Raw genomic sequence first — 19,977 nt, 5'->3', positions numbered from 1 at the left:
ATGGCTTTAAATATGTACTATAAAAACGGCGTTATTCGCAAAACGCGTAGCCAAATCTCTGATGAGCTATTGACCACGCTTTATCAGGTTCATAATAATGCCAATTTTCCACAACTGACGTGGTTAATTGATAATCTTTATGAAAATCCACAGATCCAGCCTGATGTCGCTAAATGGTTAGCTGATGAGGTGGTGGCGTTTGAGAGACTGTTACTTTCGTTGCACCTGCCTTTTCCTATGCTGCCTCTGCAAAAGCTCCATAGCTTCTTTACGGGAGCTGCAGCTAGGGGGCAGGTGATTTATACCAGTAATTAGTGAATTTTTTGCTTTAGCCTGTTTCTATAACCATCTTGAATCACGCCCAAATTACCCCCATAATCTAAGCACTTCCAAATAATAAATAGCCTAAGTAAATATGCCCAATACTTCTAAGAATACCGCAGAAACTGCTACTGAAAACCTAACCAACGACCTAAGCTCTAATGAATTTAGCTCCAACGAAAATGAAGCAAGTAAAGCCGCCAACCCAAATAATGATGACTCAAATATCACGGTAAACAGTGATAACGCATCTTCGTACGTGAAGGTTGCCACTGACTTACCAGTTTTAGCCAAAGATAGCTATTATCTCAGCCGTTTAGAGCGTGAGCTGGCACGTGCCGCTGTGGCTAATAATAAAAGAGATCAGAAGGGTTCTGATAATAAAGCAGAGGATGGGCTAACCAAAAAACGTGCGCAGTATGACAAAATAAAAACCCGCTCACAGCAAGCGGTGCAAGCGCGTATTGATAGTATTCCTCAAGATTTAGCAGCCAAGTTAAATCTTGACTTGCCCGTGAGTCAACGTGCTGATGACTTGGTTCAAGGTATTATCGATAACCAAGTGATTATCGTGGCAGGTGAGACCGGTTCTGGTAAGACGACGCAATTACCAAAGCTTGCAATGCTGGCAGGTCGCGGTATCACAGGGCAAATAGGTCATACTCAGCCAAGGCGACTGGCAGCACGCAGCGTAGCAAACCGTATCGCGGAAGAATTGGGCGAGCAGCTCGGTAATACCGTCAGCTTTAAGATTCGTTTTAATGAGCAAGGGTCGGCACAATCTGTCGTGAAGCTGATGACCGATGGTATCTTACTGGCTGAATTGGGGCATGATCGGTTTTTAAGTAAGTACGATACTATTATTATTGATGAGGCGCATGAGCGTAGCTTAAATATTGACTTTATTATGGGTTATTTAAAAAAACTGCTGCCCAAGCGCCCTGATTTAAAAGTCATTATTACCTCAGCGACCCTTGATACTAGACGCTTTAGCGAATATTTTAGCCATTATGATAAAAAGCTCAAGCGTAACGTGCCTGCGCCGATTTTTAATGTCGAAGGTCGCAGTTACCCTGTGGAAGTTCGTTATCGTCCGTTGACCGATGAGCCAGTAAACAGCTCGGATGATGACAGCTATGATGACTTTGAAGAGAATCTGCCTCGCGCGGTGGTTGCTGCCGTCGAAGAATGTTTTAGCGATGCACAAAACAAAGGTCATGCCGATCAAGCAGATATTTTAATATTTGCGGCGACAGAAGCTGAAATTCGTGAGCTCCAAGAGGTGCTTGAGCGTCATGGGCCAAAACATACCGAAGTATTGCCCTTGTTTGCTCGCCAAACTTATGAAGAGCAGCAGCGAATCTTTCAGCCGTCAGGTCGCGGCCGGCGTATCGTTATCGCCACCAACGTTGCCGAGACGGCACTGACCGTACCCGGCATTCGCTATGTGATTGACTTAGGATTTGCGCGGATTTCGCGTTATTCGTATCGCTCACGCGTACAGCGTTTACCGATTGAAGCCATCTCACAAGCAGCGGCCAATCAGCGTAAAGGGCGTTGTGGTCGTGTCGCGCCCGGCGTTTGTATTCGGCTTTATAGCGAGGAGGACTTTACTGGTCGTCCAGAGTTCACTGAACCTGAAATTTTACGTACCAATCTTGCCTCCGTTATTTTGCAAATGGCCAACCTGCGCTTAGGCAGTGTCGATGATTTTGCCTTTATTGAGCCACCTGATAGCCGCTTAGTTACTGATGGGCATAAATTGCTCGATGAATTGGGCGCGATTACTTCTAAAAAAGAAGCCTCTTCTGCTAAGCAAACCAACAAGCCCAAAAAAGGTCTTGACCATCTGGTTCTGACACCGACTGGGCAAAAAATGGCACGTATGCCAATCGACCCAAGGTTGGCACGTATGTTGGTTGCCGGTAGCGATTTTGATTGTATTCGCGAAATGCTCATCGTGGTTGCGGCGCTTGCTGTCCAAGATCCGCGCGAGCGTCCTGCCAATAAGCGCCAGCAAGCGGATCAAAAGCATGCAGAATTTCGCCAAGATGACTCCGACTTTTTATTCTATTTAAGTCTCTGGAAAGCCTTGTTTGAAAAAGACGAAGACGGCAACAAACTGTCTGGTAATCAGCGTAAGAATTTTACCAAGAAAAACTATTTGAGCTTCCCGCGTGTGCGCGAGTGGAATCAAACCCATCGTCAGCTGGTACAAATGGTCACTGAGCTAAAACTGACCGACGTTAAGGAGGCAAAAACTACTAATAAAGGTAGCAATAAAAAAGCTTCTTTAGATAATGTGACGAGCGACCCTACCGCGATTGAAGATGAAGAGCTCAAAGCCGTTAAATATGCCAATTTACATCGTGCATTATTAACGGGTCTGTTATCTACGATTGCGCATAAAACTGAAAATCGTGGTGAATACTTAGCCGCGCGCCAGCAAAAAGCCAAGATTTTCCCAGCCAGTACGGTGTTTAAACAAGTACCGCCTTGGGTCATGGCCTTTGAAGTGGTGGAAACCTCGCAAGTGTTTATGCGTACCGTTGCTAAGATTGAGCCTGAATGGATTATCTCAGCGGCAGGCGACTTGTTAAAATATCACTACTTTGAGCCGCATTGGTCGAAAAAGACGGGACGTGTTAAAGCTTACGCGCAGATTAGTTTATTTGGGCTGATTATTATTAGTAAACAGCTGACCAACTATGAGCAAGTGAACTTGGCTGAATCGCGAGAAATCTTTATCCGTGATGGTTTGGTGACCGGTAATTTGGGTCGGCAAGCGCCATTTTTACAGCATAATATGGATAAAATCGCTGATATTGAACGTATCGAAGATAAATTGCGTCGCCGTGATTTATTGGTTGATGAAGAAGCACTGTATCAGTTTTATGATAAAAAAATCCCTGAGCATATTGCCAGTCGTAAAACGTTTGAAGATTGGCGGGCCGAGGTGGAAAAAACTGATACTAAGTATCTATTCTTCACCGATGATGACGTGCTTAATAGCCAAGCGCCAACGACAGGCGATTTTCCAGAAGTGTGGAAACTGGGTGATTTAAAATTACCGCTGCGTTATGTCTTTGATCCGTCAAGCGATGATGATGGCGTGACCATTCGTGTGCCACTGGTAGCGCTACCGCAGCTTGATGCGATTGAGCTATTGTGGGGCGTACCCGGTTGGCGCTATGAGTTGGTATTGCAATTACTCAAGTCATTGCCCAAAGACATTCGCCGTCAAATCGTCCCCATTCCTGATACTGCCGATAGCTTGTTTGATGAATTGCAGCCTGCTGGTGGTCAAGGTTTATTAAAGCAGCTGTGCCAAGCTTTAAATCGTCGCGGCATTATGTCGGTGACGCCTGAGAGTTTTAATCCTGCTAGCATCGATCGCTATTTACAGCCGCAAATCTGCGTGGTCGATGACAAAAACCGCATTATCGAAAAAGGTCGCGACCTACAAACGCTACAAATTCGCCATGCTAGTGAAACCCGCCAAGCAGTGAATGAGCAGCAAGGCACACATACAGAGTTCCCTGAGCATTTCGCCTTTAGCAAAAACCATCATAGTGCAGGCGTGGTGATGAAACAGTTTGCCGCCTTGGTCGCAGACGCGTCGGGCGAGGCGGTATCGATTCACCAATATACCGATGTCAATGCAGCGTTGCAGGCGCATCGTATCGGGGTTTTAACTTTAATAAAAGCTAAGCTTGGCGCGAAGAAAAAACAGCTGACCAGTCAGATTGATAAGATATTTAAATTGGCTTTTGCTCCCCTTGGCGATATGGAGAAGCTAAAAACCATCGTCATCGATGCGGCATTGGATGCTGCGCTTGAAGAGCATTATGTGCTATTCGATCATACTGCCGATTTACCTGAAAGCGCTGATGATATTGCCGTAGCCCTTGCGGAAGAATTGCCTTTTACGCCAGAGGAGTTTGAAAAAACCTTAGAAGTCGTCGCTGGTAACTTCCTATTAACGGGTCAAGATGTCATAAAAACGCTTAAAAATGTCTATACGCGTTGGCAGCGTATCCGTCAGAGCTTACTCATGCTTGATAGAGAAATATTTGGCGAGTCTATCGAAGATATCGAAGACCAGCTAGAGGATTTGCAATTGGCTGATTTTGTTTATCGCATGGATTATAGCCATTGGCAGCAGTATCCGCGTTATTTGGAAGCATTAGAGATTCGTCTTGAGCGCCTTGAGCATAATCTGGAAGCGGACCTCGATGGTGTCTACGCTCTCGATGAACATATGGAGCGGCTGGCAAATCGTGCCAATGATAAAGCCATTAGCGAATATCGCTGGATGGTTGAGGAATATCGCATTCAGCTATTCGCGCAGCCGATGAAAACCCGCATGGCGGTATCACCGAAGCGTCTAAATAAAATGTGGGAGAAAGTGAATTAAGGCTCAATTTGAGCTTTAGAACTTATTTATTGACAACATTTTTCTGGGCGTTACACAATAGATTGATGTAATTTTTTTAGCAGGATAAAAAATAATGATTAAATTTAGACTGATAATATTAGGATTTGCATCAACTATATTTATGATTACAGGCTGTGGTGAAACACAAGCCAGTAGCAATAGTGACATAAAGGCAGTCGCACTCGATGATGTGGCAAAAGAAGTACAGTTACGCGGTAAGTTTAAAAGAAGCTTTGAGGTTCATGAACTGGTTTCTAATGGCGTCACTTACTACGTATCAGATCCACAGCAGCTATTAATGAAAGATTCAAAAAGTATCAATCAACAAGGCTATTATAAATATTTCGAGACTTGCGTCGTTGGTAACATCAGCGCTATCGGTAAATATGGTCCTTTAGGTAAATATCAAAAGCAAATAACGGTCAGTGAAATCTGCGCCTAGTTTTGATAGCACGGGTGAATGAATGCACCTTCTTGCTCTAAACAATCTTTATCATCAATAAAAAAAGGCTGGATTAGCAATCGCTAATCCAGCCTTTTTATTTAACTATAGATAAACTATAGCAATACTCTAACCTTTGGATACACCATATTGGCAGGAGACAAAATATCATCTAGAGTTTCTTTGTCCATCAGTTTTTCTTCTAATACGATGTCGTAAACACTGCCGCCAGTTTCTTGAGCTCTTCTCGCAACAAAAGAAGAGGCGTCATAACCAAGGTGCGGATTTAGCGCGGTGACCAGACCGATATTATTGAATACCTCGACACTACATGCCTCGTTGTTCATCATCAGACCATCAATACAGCGCGTGGCAAACATCTCACAGATATTAGCCAGCATGCTCATACCGGTAAACAAGTTAAAGGCAATGACGGGCTCAAAGACGTTGAGCTGTAGCTGACCGTTTTCTGACGCCATAGCGATAGTATGGTCGATACCCATGACATGGAAGCAAGCTTGGTTCACCACTTCAGGGATCACAGGGTTTACTTTACCCGGCATGATGGAGCTACCAGGCTGCATTTCAGGCAAGCGATATTGCGCCAAACCAGCTCGCGGACCCGAAGACTGCAAACGTAAGTCATGGGCAATCTTAGATAAACGCGCAGCAAAGAGACGCAAATTGCCAGACAAAGCCACATAAGCACTGGTGTCTTGTGTCGCTTCAATCAAATCTTCAGCAATATAATAAGGTCTGCCAGTCAAATCAGACAAGGTTTTGGCAACTTCTTCAGAATAGCCCGCTGGTGCATTCAAGCCCGTACCAATTGCTGTGCCGCCCATATTGATTTCATGAAACAGCGCACGAGTAGATTCGATACGATCCATCTCTTTTTTGATCATGGTTGCAAAGGCGTTGAACTCTTGACCCGCGGTCATAGGCACAGCGTCTTGCAAATGCGTGCGACCCATTTTTAATTGATCGGCAAGCTCCGCGCTTTTTTTCTTAAGGCTGTTATACAAGATATCCATTTTACTTAATAGATGGACACAGTATTCATCTAACGCCACATTCATCGCTGTAGGATAGGCGTCGTTGGTTGATTGTGACAAGTTGACATCGTTATTTGGATGCACGTGCTGATAGTCGCCTTTTTCGTAGCCTAGGATTTCTAAAGCACGGTTAGCAATCACTTCGTTGGCGTTCATATTGGTTGACGTACCTGCACCGCCTTGGAACATATCAACGATAAACTGATCATGATATTTATCAGCAATTAAATCATCGCACGCCGCTGCGATAGCGTCTTTAACGGTGTCATTTAGTACACCTACTTTATTATTGGCAATCGCTGCCGCTTTTTTAACGGTGGCAAAGGCACGAATAAAGGTCGAAAACTGGTTTAAGCGCACTCCACTGACAGTAAAGTTTTCAAAAGCACGTAGGGTTTGGATACCATAGTAAGCATCAGCGGGCACGTCACGATAGCCGAGTAGGTCATGTTCTTGGCGAGTAGCAGTTGTCATGCAATAAATCCTTTCAATAAAAAGCCCTGATTAAGACGCAAAGATACCGTCATTTGTTAACATGACAGTAGTAGCCTTGCATTGGTAAGTCTATATGGTTGACCTTATAGCATAAGCCTTTTAGGTAGGGATTAACAATGAATATTTATTACATCACGCATAATAAAATAAAAAACTTTATATTATAAATAGTAAGCGCTAAACGTTTTTATCTGAATAAGGCCGTAAACTCATTAAATCCACCTTCAAAGCAAAGATAATATGATTTTGTCTCTACTTTAATATAGTCAGTGTAAAATAAAAGCGACACGTTATAGATTTTTGCGACTGGTATAAATTTTCCTTGCTTGCTGTTATCACAGAGGCTACGAAAAATTCATCCCAGTCGCACTGTATCGATTTTAGAGTAATTCTACTATAGTTAGTTTAAAGCACTTAATAAGCGCCAAAATTTGCTTTAGGGTTTTGCTCTTATATTTTCTGTCACCACGCCCATCGCATAAAACAGCAAGGCGATAAGGGTCATGGCGACGATAAACGGCGTTAAAACCCAAATTACAATGTTAATGAGTAATGATGATAATAGACCATTAAAGATAATGCTGTGCGGCGCGATAAAATCGGTGATGACATCGACAGCGCGTTTGGCGATCGGGAAAAGTAGGGTGCTGACAGCCAGAATATAGAGATATTTGGCGAAGTCAGGATTGCTTGAGAGGACGATAAAGTAAAAGCCTACATAGTAGCTGATACCTAATGCCCAGCATTTGAGAGTGTAGCTGAAACGAATCATGTGACTTCCTCCCTAAATCTGACGGTGATGTGACCATCCATGGATAACACATCAATATCTAATATATTCCAATAATTGAATATATTATTATATGTTATATTACGAATATACAAGTTAAGTCAACTGTTTTTTATCACCATCTTTATTTAACTAATAGCACACTAGCTGCGAGATTAAAGCCTAAAATTTTATCAATAGAAAATAAATAGCCTAAGCAAAAATTAAAAACCAATGCAATAAAAAGGGAAAAACCATGTGGAACGAGCGCTATGACGAAGCAGAATATATTTTTGGTACCGAGCCCAATGACTTTTTAAAAGAAAATTTTCAAAAAATACCGCTAGGTGGCAGGGTGTTATGTTTGGCTGAAGGCGAAGGCAGGAATGCAGTTTTTTTAGCAGAACAAGGGTACGAAGTGTCCGCCATGGATATGTCTAACGTAGGATTAAATAAAGCTTTAAAGCTGGCGCAAGATAGAGGCGTTGATATCATCACTCAAGTTGCTGATTTAGCTGACTATGAGTTTGGCCAAGCACGGTGGGACAGTATCGTTGCTATCTGGGCGCATCTGCCGCCAGCCATACGCCAGCACGTTCATGGGCAGATTGCACCAGCGCTCAAGCCAGAGGGCGTGTTTATCTTAGAGTCTTATACCGAGCAGCAGCTAAGCATGGACGCTGTCGGCGGACCTCCTGCAACACAAAAAGAGCGCTTTGGTTCGTTAGCAGTTTTGCGTGCTGAGCTGGCAGAGTTAGAAGAAATAACGGGTATCGAAAAGCAGCGCATGATTTCTGAAGGTAAGCGCCATCAAGGTTTGAGTGCGGTGGTACAGTTTATTGCTAAAAAAACAGATGAGCATGAATTTAGGCGCTAATTTATGAACGTGATTGTCAGTTTTGATAATACTTATATTCTTTGATTTTGACTGCTTAATTCTAGACCTGTAATTCAGCACTCGGGCTGATGCCAAATAAGCGTTTATATTCTCGGCTAAATTGGCTCGGGCTTTCATAACCGACTTGCATAGCGATTTGGGCGATTTGAGTGTCATTTGCTTGGATCAGTCGTCTTGCTTCCATCAAACGCAGGCTTTTTTGGTATTGAAGCGGGCTTAACTGAGTAATTTCCTTAAAATGATGATGAAACCCTGAGACACTCATCCCGCAGCGACTGGCCAATTCTTCGATAACTATTGCCTCATTTAAATGCGTCTTTATCCAATCGGTAGCTTTGCTAATACGGTGCGTATGGCTGCCATTGACCACCAGTTGGCGCAATTTATTGCCTTGCTCTGCTATAAGCAGGCGATAGTAAATCTCCTGCTGAATTAATGGAGCAAGAAAACCAATATCATTTGGATAATCAAGCAAGTGTATCAGGCGTTCAAACGCCGCCATGATGGTACTGTCCAATTGCCACTTTATTCCTAAATGACCTGCAGTATTAGGTAGTTTCGGCGGTATTTTTGCTAAAACCTCACTAATCATAACAAGGTTTAATTTCATAGACAGCACGCTAACCGGACGCTCTACCGTCGCATGCCTTATGTGCATGCTTAAAGGGATATTAACGGGGCAAAACATGAGATTACTTTTGTCAAACCTTTGACAGTCGGCACCTAAGTAAATCTCGCGCGCACCTTGTAAAACGATGCAGATACTAGGTTCTTGAATATAGCTGACGGCTTTACTGGGTTTATCAGCACAGTAAAAAAACAAACCTGAAACGGCGGATTCAATGGTTTTGTTTCTAGGTAATAACGATAGGAGTTGCTCGATGGTTGATTGATTCATTAGCTTTTCTTATTTTATACAATTGCTCGATACTATAGAGTTTTGTAGGATTGGGCAAGAGGTTTGGAGCTATGTTCTAACAGATTGTCGCGCTGAGTCTTATACTAGCCTTATTGAGACTGATGCAGCCTCATGATTGATTGAATCAAATTTTGTGTAAATAAAACATAAGGAATAGATAATGAAAATATTTTATAAAACTCGCGCCACAGCAACCGGCGGTCGTTCTGGTCACACCGGTCTTGATGATGGTTCGTTAGGTTTTGATTTGGTTTCTTTTCAAGAGCAAGATAAAAAAGGTGTCAATCCAGAACAGCTTTTTGCCATGGGTTACGCCGCTTGTTTTGATAGCGCCTTAAATATGACGGCGCAGCACATGAAACTGCCGATCACTGCGTCAAAGACCTCGACCCAAGTTGGTATTGGTATGAAGGCCGATGGCAGCTATAACTTAGATATCGATTTGTACGTTGAGGTGTCTGGTATCGATGAAGTACAAGCGCAAACCCTTGTTGAGGCGGCTCACCAAGTATGCCCGTACTCCAATGCTACTCGCGGTAATGTGGATGCGCGTTTGCACGTGACTGTGGTTTAGATATCATTTTATTAAACAATGGCTTTGATAGCTGAGTGAGTAGATACACTAATAACTACCCCACTCTCAACTTATTTTTCTAAGGTATTGGTTTACTTAGTTTTTAAAATTTCAGTTAAAACAATTAAAATTTTAAATTCTATAAAAATCAAAGGCCTACGATAAGTTGAGATTGGCTTTAATAACTATAAACAAGTATAAGAATACCGTGACTTTCAATTGCTTGGATATATAACGTATCCAAGCAATTTTTTTATCCAAACAAGATAAAGGTCATTTGTTTAACTTTATAAACGAATAAAGCGCTCTTTGAGCAAAATAAAAATAATATCAATACTAAAACTTTGTTCGAAATTAAATAGTAGTGACGTTTGCTCTCTGTTCTATTTTGTGTGAATAACTTGCTGCGCTTCGAGTTTTTCTTTATGTCTGTTATGGTAAAAACTAATAAGTTGATAGCGAAATGACAGCTTATTTTTATAAAGTATCTTTTTTACAAAGTGCTTTTCAAATTATAACAACATAATAATAAGGGCAAATATTATGAATAATGACACTAAGAACAATAATGCTAAAGACGCTGATGCTAAGAATAACAAAAAGCGCATTATCGATAATTCTGAAGATTTAAAAGCTAAAATCACTGAATCTATTGATGACTTTAGGTTGCGCGCTGAGCTTTTGATAGCTAATTTAAAAGAGGGCGGCGATGATGGTTATGACCATTCGACGACCACTGCCGGTGAGAAAGGGCTTAAATCCGGAAAAGTTTCAGAGCTAACGGTGATTGCACCGTTAAAAGAAGGTGGGGCAGAACGGCTAAAAAAAGTCTTAGAGATTGCTGGCGGTAATTTGGCAGGGGCAACGCGGGTTGGTACGTTGCACGACTTGCGTTTTGTGTTTTTAGACAATGATACCAGAGTGTTGTTTTGTACGGCTTATGATGGCGATTGGGACCCTTATATCGACGACTTTGCCACTAAAATTCCTGAACTGATGGATATTTTATTTGGGAGCGTTGAAGGTTGGCCTGGCATTAAAGACCCGAGTGTCAAACAGTTCATTTTAGATCATCAAATCACTGCCGCTGGTTGGTATGTAGGAGTTCCGCATCTGACTATTCAAGATATTCGCCGCCAAGACCGCATTGTTAAAGGCATTAATAAAGCGCTGGATGAAGCACAGTCTTAAAGTTTGTGATAAAACAATAAGATATCACTAATTTATGCCATCCTTTTATATCACCATTTTTAAATGGGCTGGGTGATATAAAAGGTAAGGGCAAAGTAAACTCAGACAATGATAAAAATAGGGTTAACAATGAGTAAAAACACTGGAAATAATAATAAAAATGATAGTACTTCAAAAGATAATCATCCTTTAACCAGCAAACTGCATGAATTAAAGGATAACTTTGGCAATCGTATCGAAGACAACAATATTGAATCTTGGTTAGCAGATATTAAAAAAGAAGTCGGCGATGGTATCGAGACTTTAGCGAATAAAGCACGCGGCGTCTTTAATCCAAATACCGTCACCATGCAGCTAGAAGACATTCAATCCATTATTTTACGCGATCGACCAACGCCTTATTATGGAACAATCGTTGCGCTGAAAATCAATAATGCAGAAGCTGGGCGCCAACTTTTGAAAACCGTTTTACCTGACGTGACTGGCAGTAAGGCGTGGCATAAAGACATGCAAGCGACGCTATCTATTGTCATGACTTATGATGGTTTAGAGGCGCTCGGCGTGCCGCGGTCGTCATTGGATAGCTTTCCAGAATCCTTTAAAGCAGGTATGGCCAAGCGCGCAGAAAAGCTGCAGGATTTCGATATCAATGCCCCCGAAAACTGGGCTGCCCCTTTTGGTGATAAAGGCGATATCCATGTCGGTGCGGCCATTATTGCTGATAGTAAAGAGAAATGGCAAATAAAGCTAAAGGAGCTGCAAGACAATATTCAGTCGTATATCAATGAAGATAATCCCGCCAATGGCGATATTGTAATTCTTATGGAACATGCTTTTGGTTCAGACAATAATGTCAAAAACGTCTTTGGCTACCGCGATGGTATCAGTAATCCAGAAATTCAAGGCAGCGGTATTCAAACGCCGCCAAGTCTTGACGGTGAGGCGATAGCAGCAGGCGAGTTCGTATTAGGCTATGAAGGCGAGGCGGGCACGATAGCACCAATGCCGCAGCCAGAAGTCTTGGGCAAAAATGGCTCGTTTATGGTATTGCGTGCCTATAACAGTCATGTCGCCGCCTTTAATAAATTTCTAAAAGAAAATACGCAGAGTGACGAAGAAGCGGAGTTACTGGGCGCAAAAATGTGGGGACGTTGGCGCTCAGGTGCGCCTGTGGTCTTATCTCCTGAGCACGATGATAAAGCACTGGGCGATGACCCCAACCGCAACAATAACTTTGGCTATAAAGACGATCCTTATGGCAAAAAATGTCCATTTGGTGCCCATGTACGGCGTATGAATCCAAGAGACAGCAAAGACTTTATTTTATCAGACGTACGTATTCACCGTATCGTTAGGCGCAGCGTCGGTTTTGGCGAGGTATTGCCGCCCGATGTGACTGAGGACGATGGCAAAGAGCGCGGGCTATTTTTTATTGGTATCAATGCTCATGCTATGGAGACTGTTGAATTTTTACAATCGCAATGGATTAATGATGGTAATTTTATGAGCTTAGGAGAAGAAAAAGATCCGATGCTTGGTGTCCATCATGGCGATAAAGACGCCGCTGCTGATACCTTTACCGTACCTGCTGACCCAATTCGTCAGCGCTATCACGGTATCGAAACTTTCAATACCTTGTACGGCGGTGAGTATTTATTTATCCCAAGCTTATCGGCGCTAAAATGGATGAGTGAATTGTCTTAAAAGCTTAAAAATACCGTTTCATTTACAAGAATAACTACTGATAAAAAAGGATTAAAAAAATGTTAAAGAAATTATTCAAACCTAAATATGTACCTTATGACTCAAAATATATTGCGCTGAGCGCAGAAGACGAGCGTAATATTCGCACCATTACCGACGATATCAAAAACTATATTGCTCGAAGTGATAAAGCCAGTAACGTCGATTACCATACGCGCGATGCCCATGCCAAAGGCTACTGCGCCCTTAAAGCCAAGTTTGAGATAGTAGATAATTTGCCTGCTGAATACGCGCAAGGTCTGTATGCCAAAGCAGGCATTCATGATGCCGTCATTCGTTTTTCTAACGGTGCCTCGCGCGTTTCGCCTGATCGTAAGCTTGGATTAGCGCAAGGTTTAGCGATTAAGGTCTTTGACGTAGCGGGTGAAAAACTCGCTCCCGGCGAAGAAGATAGTCCTAACTTTGATTTTAATTTAATCAATCATCCGGTATTTTTCTGTAATCGAATCGAAGATTATGCGTATATCTCTAAGCTGTTTTTAGAGCTGCCAAAATACGCTGAAAAAGGCGCAAGAGGCAAAGCGCAATTGGCTTTTAATTGGTTGACCAATTACGGCTCAAGATTACCGACCAAAGAGTCTTTTAAAACCTTTAAAGCACTGGGCGGATTTATAACCATTGAGCCAAAAAACACCTTGCTTTATGATTTTCATTCACAAGGCGTAGTGCGTCATGGCGACTATATGGCAAAGATAAGAGTCACGCCAACTAAAGCAGCGGCTAAAAAAATCGCCCGCCGTGAGCTTGATGTAAATGCACGCGAGGAAGCAATTCGCCCGCTGATTATCGATGAAATACGCGAGCATGATTATCAGTTTGACGTCCAGATTCAGCTATGCCGCAACCTTAAAAAGCAGCCGATTGAAGAGATCACCACCGAATGGAAAGAGAAGGACGCGCCATTTGTGACGGTAGCGAGACTGACAATTCCTTGTCAAGATGTGCCGGATGACGGTCATTTTGACATTATGGAAAATCTATCTTTTACGCCGTTTCGCTGCCTAGAGGAAAACCGTCCGATTGGCAATTTGCAGCAGTCGCGACTAAAAGCCTATCAAATAGCTTCAGAAACTCGTCATAAGCTAAACAATGTCAAACGCCGCGAACCTAAAAGCTTAAAAGAAACTTTTGATAAGTCATTCTTTTAATTGCTTATAAATGCCTAAATTTTTTTATTAAAGATAAGTTTGAATAAAAAAATAAGGCACAAAAAAGAGCCAGTAGTTTGACTGCTGGCTCTTTTCTTTAAATAGGTTTAAGTAAAAATACAGATGTTACTTAAGTCACTGTTTATCAACTACCAGTCATTATTTATGATTATTATAGTTGGCAATTAACTTGGTATTCTTGACCTTTGTCTGTTTTGATGGTCATGATGCCGTAATCTGCTTTGGTGTGCCAATCGTAAGTGGTCTGTGGGTTCACATCGTTGACATAGCGAGCGCCAGAACCTGAAACGGCTTGTTTCATGCTAACTTTAGCGTTGTCTAAGCCAACTTTTGGTAAAGTAACGTTTAGGTTGGCAGCTTCACCGTTTGCAGTATACGCAGCAGTGATTTGACCGTCGTCTTCACAAGTAAATGATTGAGTTACTGGTTGAGTATTGGCTGGTGGCGTTGTGGTGGTCGGCGCGCTGGTCGCACAAGCAGCGAGTAGTACGGCAAAAGGGGCAACAGCGAATAATTTTTTCATAATAGTCCTCAAAAATTAATGTGAATTTTATTTGTTACGTTAAGGGCGTATCATACAATAAAGAATGTAATTTCGTGTTGTGGTTCGTACTTTGGCGAGTAACATCAGCTGGCGGCTTTATCACTGCACGATCTAGTCAGTAAGGTCTTGCTTGTCCTTTGTTTAAAATGAAGACCAACACTGCGCCTAATATCACTACGCTTGCGATAATAAAATCTAAGGTCAATTTCTCTGACAAAAATATCATACCGAGTAGAGCAGCAAGTACTGGTACGCAAAGTTGCACCACCGCTGATTGGGTCGTTTTTAAGAGTGGCATCGCCCTATACCAGATACTGTAACCGATACCAGAAGCGATAGCACCCGATGCGACTGACAATATGACACCTGTCATGCTGATATCATTTAAATAACCCAGACCGATTAATGCCAATATCGGCACTGCAATTAGACTTCGTATAAAATTAAAGCCCGTCGTTCTGAGCGGCGAAACGCAGCTTTTACCACGTATGCTATAGATACCCCAAGCGCTACCGCTTATTGCCATTATAAGCGCCGCCGACAAGGAAGGCGTGCTAGCTGATGGCAGCATCAAGTACATAAAACCTATCAATGCGATCAAAAGTGCTGTCCACTGTACGCGAGTTAATGGTTCTTTGTGATAGATGCCCCAACCAATCATCGTAAGCTGCACGGCAGCAAATAAAATAAGTGCCCCCGTCCCTGTATCAAGCGCTTGATAAGCCACTGAAAAACATAGCGCATATATGACTAAGCAAAGACTACTAAACCAATCGCCTGTGTCTTGTAAAACGGTCTTATCAGTATTGCCAGTCTGTTTTAAACTGCGACGCTTACTTTTTAGAGCGTTTCGTTTTAAAAAACGCGCCTGCATCGCCATGATAAGACCAAGGCACGCGGCAGCGCTAAGCAAGCGGATAACGGTAAAATTCCAGGCATCAATTGCGCCGTCTGCCAATGCCATTCTACAAAGCAAAGAATTGGCGGCAAAGGCTATTAAAGCGATTATCGTAAATAGGGCAGCTTTCAAAAATAATTCCTACAAGCACGATAGGTTTTACCTAAGATTTGGGGTTATTTCTCTATTCTTTTTAGCCATTTAGCCATTTAGCCATTTAGCCATTTAGCCACTTGTTGCACCCGTTGCACTCTATCGCCACCGATGCGTTGAAAATCTTTATTATGCAAAGTTAACTGACTGGCAAAGTAAGCACTGATATCTTCACGCTGATGCGGGCTATCACGCAAATCATCGGCGACCCACGGGATATCCACTTCGGTCAAGAGTATCAAATCGTAATGGTGCGTTAATGCCGCTTGAGTAAGCGCTTTAGGACAGTCGCCGTAATACCAGTTGGCATACACCATCAGCTCAAATAAACTGGTATCACAGAATAAATAACGGTTATTATCAGGCAATTGCGCGGCTTGTTTGGCAAGTTTATTTTCTAAGTCAATTTGACCTTGCGCGATAGGTAGTAAATCATCCCACGTGCAAGTCAGTTGCTCGTTATCCCATTTTGCTTGCAGGTAAGTGCGCATATATTCTGGTACCCACGGACTGCCAAAATGCGCAGCCAAATCGCGGCATAACGTGGTCTTGCCGGTGCTTTCTGCCCCTAATATCGCGACATTAAAGACCGATTTAGGCGTATGCTGCGTGAGATTGTAAGCGGTAGCGTCGTTGCCATTCATAGTATGCCCAGATTGCGATGAGAGTGAAGACTACGTACTGTAGCGCGGTAAAAGTTAGACCTTTATAAAAATACAGCGGCACGGAAATCGCATCAGCAATAATCCAAAGTAGCCAGTGTTCGATTTTACGCCGCGCCATCAGCCACATCGCCATTAAAAACAGCGCGGTGGTCAGCATGTCGGTGTAATCGACCCAGGTAAATAAGTGCAAGCCCAATACCGCGCCATCAAAGCTAAAGTTATTATTGATAACAGGTCTAAAATAATAGACCAAAGCGACAAAGGCGACGGTCGCTGCCGCCAGTACAGTAAGAATAGGGAGATCTTTTTTGTTTAAATGTTCAACGTCAATGGCAGAGTGAGCGTCCGCATTATAGGTGTGTTCATCTTGCTGCTGGCTGGTTGGATTTATATGGTCATGATGCTTTTTGATGTCTGTATTGTGCTTATTTTGCGTCCAATTTATCCAACCATAAATACTCATGATACTGTAGTAGGCGTTGATAAACATATCGCCGAACAGTTGCCATTTCCAAAGTAGATAGACAAAAATAGCGGTGCTGACCAATCCAATAGGAAAAACCAAAATATTGGTTTTGCTGGCAAGTAAGACGCTACTGACCCCAAATATGACCGCAATCAATTCTAAGGCAATAAATAGGGTCGAGTAGTCAGCATACTGCCCAAATAACCAGTTTAAGAGTTCCGCCATTGCTATTCCAAAAGTAAAAAGTAAAGCGAGAGTTAACAAATAAGTTGCAACCAAATGATGATAATTCACAGCAATTATAGCGCAGCTGTCGACAAATGAAGCCAATCTTTACTTATTCTCATTAAGAAATGGATTATTTGTAACAAAGTATTAGAAAAATTATATTATTCAGGCATAATAAAGGCACTTATTTTAAGTTTACAGTTATTCACCAAAAATTAGACGACTGTTGTTTTTCTCCACTTTTATGCTTATTGCAAGCACCATCGTAGTAGACAAGGAAGCGTATCATGACGACTTGTATCACGGGCACTGGCCTATATATCCCCCCTTATAGCATTAGTAATGAAGAGTTAGTAGAGTCATTTAACCAGTATGTTGATAATTATAATGCCAAACATGCTGACGCGATTGAAGCTGGTACAGTTACGGCGCTAGAGCACTCATCAGCGGCCTTTATCGAAAAAGTATCGGGCATCAAATCACGTTATGTGATGGAAAAGGACGGTATCTTAGACCCTGAAATTATGGCACCTGTCATTGCCTATCGTAATTTGGGCGAAGAGCTGTCTATCATGGCAGAAATGGGCGCTGCTGCACTAAAAGATGCGCTCGCTGATGCAGGTCTTGAGGCCAATGATTTAGACGGTATTATTCTTGCGTGCTCAAACTTCCAGCGTACTTATCCTGCGGTCTCTATCGAGATTCAAAATGAGATTGGTATGATTGGTGGCTTTGCTTATGATATGAACGTTGCTTGTAGTGCCGCGACTTTTGGTCTATCGCAAGCACATGGTTCTATCGTTTCGGGACTTGCCAAACGCGTTGCGGTTGTGAACGTTGAGATTACCTCAGCGCATCTAAACTGGCGCAACCGTGACAGCCACTTTATTTTTGGTGACGTTGCAACAGCTTGTATCGTAGAAGAGCTTGATACGCCAAAAGGCTACGAGATTCTAAACGCCAAGTTATTCACTCAGTTTTCGACCAATATCAAAAACGAATATGGCTTTATGGATCGCTCTGAGTTCTTAGCAGCGCAGACTGAGATGTACCCCGATATCAAAGAGCCGGTCACTGACAAACTTTTTTTACAAAACGGCCGTAAGGTTTTCCGTGAAGTCTGTCCAAAGGTATCAGAAGTTATCACCGAGCACTTGCAAGAAAACCACATCCCAACGTCTGATGTGAAGATGATGTGGTTGCATCAAGCCAATGCCAATATGCTGGATTTAATCTTGCGTACCGTTATCGGTAAAGAAGCTGATAAAGCGATTGTACCAAGTGTCATTGATGAGTTTGCCAATACCAGCTCCGCAAGTCCTATGATTGTGTTCCATCGCTACAAGGATCAGCTAAACTCTGGTGATTTGGGTGTGATTTGCTCATTTGGCGCCGGTTACTCGATTGGTTCGGTACTGGTTCGTAAGGTTTAATAGTTAATAGAAGCTCTGTTTTAACCATAAAAATAGCTAGGAGTATTCTTAGCTATTTTTTTTGTGCCGTATTTTGCTTTAACTATAGAATAAGAGAAAAAGTCAGCTCAGATTTGAGTGTAATTAGGCATAAATCGGACAGTTTGTGAATATAATGGCAAGATTGCTGAGAGGTTTTAAATTAAGCGCAAAAATTTGCTATAATTACTCTCTTATTTTACTCATTTTAAAAAAGTCCTTTTATGAAAGAATCCTTACGCCTGCGTTTAGACCAGATGGTAGACCGTTATGAAGAGGTCACCGCTTTATTATCCGACCCAAGTGTCATCAGCGATAATAATAAATTCCGTGAATTGTCCGTTGAGCATAGTGACTTGATGGAGATCACGACGTTATGGCAGAACTATGTGCGGGCAGAGACGGATCAAGCGGATGCAGAGGCGATGCTTGCGGAATCATCAGACCCTGAAATGAAAGAGATGATGCAGGATGAGATTGACAGTGCGCGTAAGACCATTGCTGAGATGGAAGAAGCACTTAACGTCATGATGTTGCCAAAAGACCCCAATGATAAAGTGCCTGCTTTCTTGGAAATTCGAGCGGGGACAGGCGGTGATGAGGCGGCGATTTTCTCAGGTGATTTGTTCCGTATGTATCAAAAATATGCGCAAAATCAAGGCTGGACGGTAGAGATTTTATCAGCCAATGAGGGTGAGCATGGCGGTTATAAAGAAATCATTACTCGTGTGTCGGGCAATAGCGTTTATGGTCGTTTAAAGTTTGAGTCGGGCGCGCACCGCGTCCAGCGTGTACCTGAAACCGAGAGCCAAGGTCGTGTCCATACCTCAGCCTGTACGGTTGCCGTTATGCCAGAGGTTGAGATTGATGATAGCGTCGATATCAATCCTGCCGATATTAAAATGGATACCTTTCGCTCAAGCGGCGCCGGTGGTCAGCACGTTAACACCACCGACTCGGCGGTACGTTTGACCCACATTCCAACGGGTACCGTGGTAGAGTGTCAACAAGAACGCAGTCAGCATAAAAACCGTGCCCATGCGATGAAAATGCTGGTGTCCAAAATTCAGCAAGCAAAAGTACAAGCACAAGTCGATGTGGCGGACTCAATACGTCGCGACTTGGTCGGTAGTGGTGATCGCTCAGAGCGTATCCGTACCTATAATTTCCCGCAAGGCCGTATGACCGACCATCGAATCAATTTGACGTTATACAAACTTGATTCGATTATGGAAGGCGACTTAGATGAAATCCTTGATGCGCTGCTGCGTGAACACCAAGCAGACTTGATGGCCAGTATCGGCGGCGGTGATTAAAAGCACAAACTGTCTAAGTTAGCTAGGGCGTGTCCTCAATTCAAGCGCTTGTATCTAAATGGGCTAAAAATGGCTAAATTTTGTCAAACATCGTTAAATAGCTGATTAATATCTCGATATTATTTGCGCTATTTTCCTCGTTTGACGGCAATTTATTTCATTTTTATCACCATTTTTAAAATGAGGACACGCCCTAAGCTGGACGCCAACAATCAGAACGA

Annotated in this window: 17 protein-coding genes; 10 read left to right on the top strand and 7 right to left on the bottom strand. The window is 42.6% G+C overall.

Going from position 1 to position 19,977, the window contains the following annotated elements; all coding sequences use genetic code 11:
- The 3 genes from JFC07_RS00405 (at position 1) to JFC07_RS00395 (ending at position 5,201) form a co-directional block, all read left to right on the top strand.
- Positions 1 to 315, top strand: a complete 315-nt coding sequence (locus JFC07_RS00405) for a hypothetical protein (RefSeq protein WP_068405276.1) — start codon at positions 1 to 3, stop codon at positions 313 to 315.
- A gap of 265 nt (positions 316 to 580) precedes the next feature.
- Positions 581 to 4,738 carry an ATP-dependent RNA helicase HrpA gene (hrpA, locus tag JFC07_RS00400; protein WP_068405392.1) on the top strand — a complete coding sequence of 1,386 codons (4,158 nt, stop codon included), beginning with the start codon at positions 581 to 583 and terminating at the stop codon, positions 4,736 to 4,738.
- A gap of 94 nt (positions 4,739 to 4,832) precedes the next feature.
- Entirely contained in the window at positions 4,833 to 5,201 is a 369-nt protein-coding gene (locus JFC07_RS00395) for a hypothetical protein (protein WP_156508500.1), read from the top strand.
- Between the two features lie 116 nt (positions 5,202 to 5,317).
- Here JFC07_RS00395 and JFC07_RS00390 read toward each other — a convergent pair whose 3' ends face one another.
- On the bottom strand, positions 5,318 to 6,730 hold the full coding sequence (locus tag JFC07_RS00390; protein WP_068405282.1) for an aspartate ammonia-lyase: 1,413 nt from the start codon (positions 6,728 to 6,730) through the stop codon (positions 5,318 to 5,320).
- A 457-nt stretch (positions 6,731 to 7,187) separates the two neighbouring features.
- Positions 7,188 to 7,523, bottom strand: coding sequence for a hypothetical protein (locus JFC07_RS00385; RefSeq protein ID WP_068405285.1), 336 nt, complete (start codon positions 7,521 to 7,523; stop codon positions 7,188 to 7,190).
- A 253-nt stretch (positions 7,524 to 7,776) separates the two neighbouring features.
- Between JFC07_RS00385 and JFC07_RS00380 the strand changes: the two genes are divergently transcribed.
- Positions 7,777 to 8,397: a class I SAM-dependent methyltransferase gene (locus JFC07_RS00380; RefSeq protein ID WP_198327812.1), complete on the top strand. Its 621-nt coding sequence runs from the start codon at positions 7,777 to 7,779 to the stop codon at positions 8,395 to 8,397.
- A 61-nt stretch (positions 8,398 to 8,458) separates the two neighbouring features.
- Here JFC07_RS00380 and JFC07_RS00375 read toward each other — a convergent pair whose 3' ends face one another.
- Entirely contained in the window at positions 8,459 to 9,316 is an 858-nt protein-coding gene (locus JFC07_RS00375) for an AraC family transcriptional regulator (protein WP_198327811.1), read from the bottom strand.
- A gap of 181 nt (positions 9,317 to 9,497) precedes the next feature.
- On the opposite strand from JFC07_RS00375, the gene JFC07_RS00370 reads away from it, so the two are divergent.
- The 4 genes from JFC07_RS00370 (at position 9,498) to JFC07_RS00355 (ending at position 14,014) form a co-directional block, all read left to right on the top strand.
- Positions 9,498 to 9,911 carry an organic hydroperoxide resistance protein gene (locus JFC07_RS00370; protein ID WP_068405296.1) on the top strand — a complete coding sequence of 138 codons (414 nt, stop codon included), beginning with the start codon at positions 9,498 to 9,500 and terminating at the stop codon, positions 9,909 to 9,911.
- A gap of 543 nt (positions 9,912 to 10,454) precedes the next feature.
- The gene (locus tag JFC07_RS00365; RefSeq protein ID WP_226928921.1) at positions 10,455 to 11,102 is read left to right on the top strand and encodes a hypothetical protein; all 648 of its coding nucleotides are present in this window, start codon (positions 10,455 to 10,457) and stop codon (positions 11,100 to 11,102) included.
- A gap of 129 nt (positions 11,103 to 11,231) precedes the next feature.
- The gene (locus tag JFC07_RS00360) at positions 11,232 to 12,806 is read left to right on the top strand and encodes a Dyp-type peroxidase (protein ID WP_082894296.1); all 1,575 of its coding nucleotides are present in this window, start codon (positions 11,232 to 11,234) and stop codon (positions 12,804 to 12,806) included.
- A gap of 59 nt (positions 12,807 to 12,865) precedes the next feature.
- Positions 12,866 to 14,014 (top strand): catalase family protein, encoded by a 1,149-nt coding sequence (locus tag JFC07_RS00355; protein WP_068405300.1) that lies wholly within the window; start codon positions 12,866 to 12,868, stop codon positions 14,012 to 14,014.
- 172 nt (positions 14,015 to 14,186) lie between these two features.
- Here the strand turns inward: JFC07_RS00355 and JFC07_RS00350 are convergent, their stop codons facing one another.
- From JFC07_RS00350 to pnuC, 4 genes are all read right to left on the bottom strand, one after another.
- Positions 14,187 to 14,558, bottom strand: coding sequence for an MliC family protein (locus tag JFC07_RS00350; protein WP_068405303.1), 372 nt, complete (start codon positions 14,556 to 14,558; stop codon positions 14,187 to 14,189).
- Between the two features lie 136 nt (positions 14,559 to 14,694).
- Positions 14,695 to 15,609, bottom strand: coding sequence for a DMT family transporter (locus tag JFC07_RS00345; RefSeq protein WP_198327810.1), 915 nt, complete (start codon positions 15,607 to 15,609; stop codon positions 14,695 to 14,697).
- Positions 15,610 to 15,686: 77 nt separating this feature from the next.
- The gene (locus tag JFC07_RS00340; protein ID WP_068405309.1) at positions 15,687 to 16,274 is read right to left on the bottom strand and encodes an AAA family ATPase; all 588 of its coding nucleotides are present in this window, start codon (positions 16,272 to 16,274) and stop codon (positions 15,687 to 15,689) included.
- Positions 16,225 to 16,986 carry a nicotinamide riboside transporter PnuC gene (gene pnuC / locus JFC07_RS00335; protein ID WP_198327809.1) on the bottom strand — a complete coding sequence of 254 codons (762 nt, stop codon included), beginning with the start codon at positions 16,984 to 16,986 and terminating at the stop codon, positions 16,225 to 16,227. Before pnuC ends, JFC07_RS00340 begins: the two co-directional genes overlap by 50 nt.
- Before the next feature lie 290 nt (positions 16,987 to 17,276).
- Here pnuC and JFC07_RS00330 point away from each other — a divergent pair, with 290 nt between their 5' ends.
- Both JFC07_RS00330 and prfA read left to right on the top strand, forming a co-directional pair.
- Positions 17,277 to 18,422 carry a beta-ketoacyl-ACP synthase III gene (locus tag JFC07_RS00330; protein WP_068405315.1) on the top strand — a complete coding sequence of 382 codons (1,146 nt, stop codon included), beginning with the start codon at positions 17,277 to 17,279 and terminating at the stop codon, positions 18,420 to 18,422.
- A 242-nt stretch (positions 18,423 to 18,664) separates the two neighbouring features.
- On the top strand, positions 18,665 to 19,756 hold the full coding sequence (gene prfA / locus JFC07_RS00325; RefSeq protein WP_068405319.1) for a peptide chain release factor 1: 1,092 nt from the start codon (positions 18,665 to 18,667) through the stop codon (positions 19,754 to 19,756).
- Positions 19,757 to 19,977 lie beyond the last annotated feature (221 nt).

This window comes from Psychrobacter faecalis (genome assembly GCF_016107575.1).
In the GTDB taxonomy this organism is placed as follows: Bacteria; Pseudomonadota; Gammaproteobacteria; order Pseudomonadales; family Moraxellaceae; genus Psychrobacter; species Psychrobacter faecalis.
Note: the sequence above shows the minus strand (reverse complement) of the source record. Positions and strands in the feature narration are given on the sequence as shown.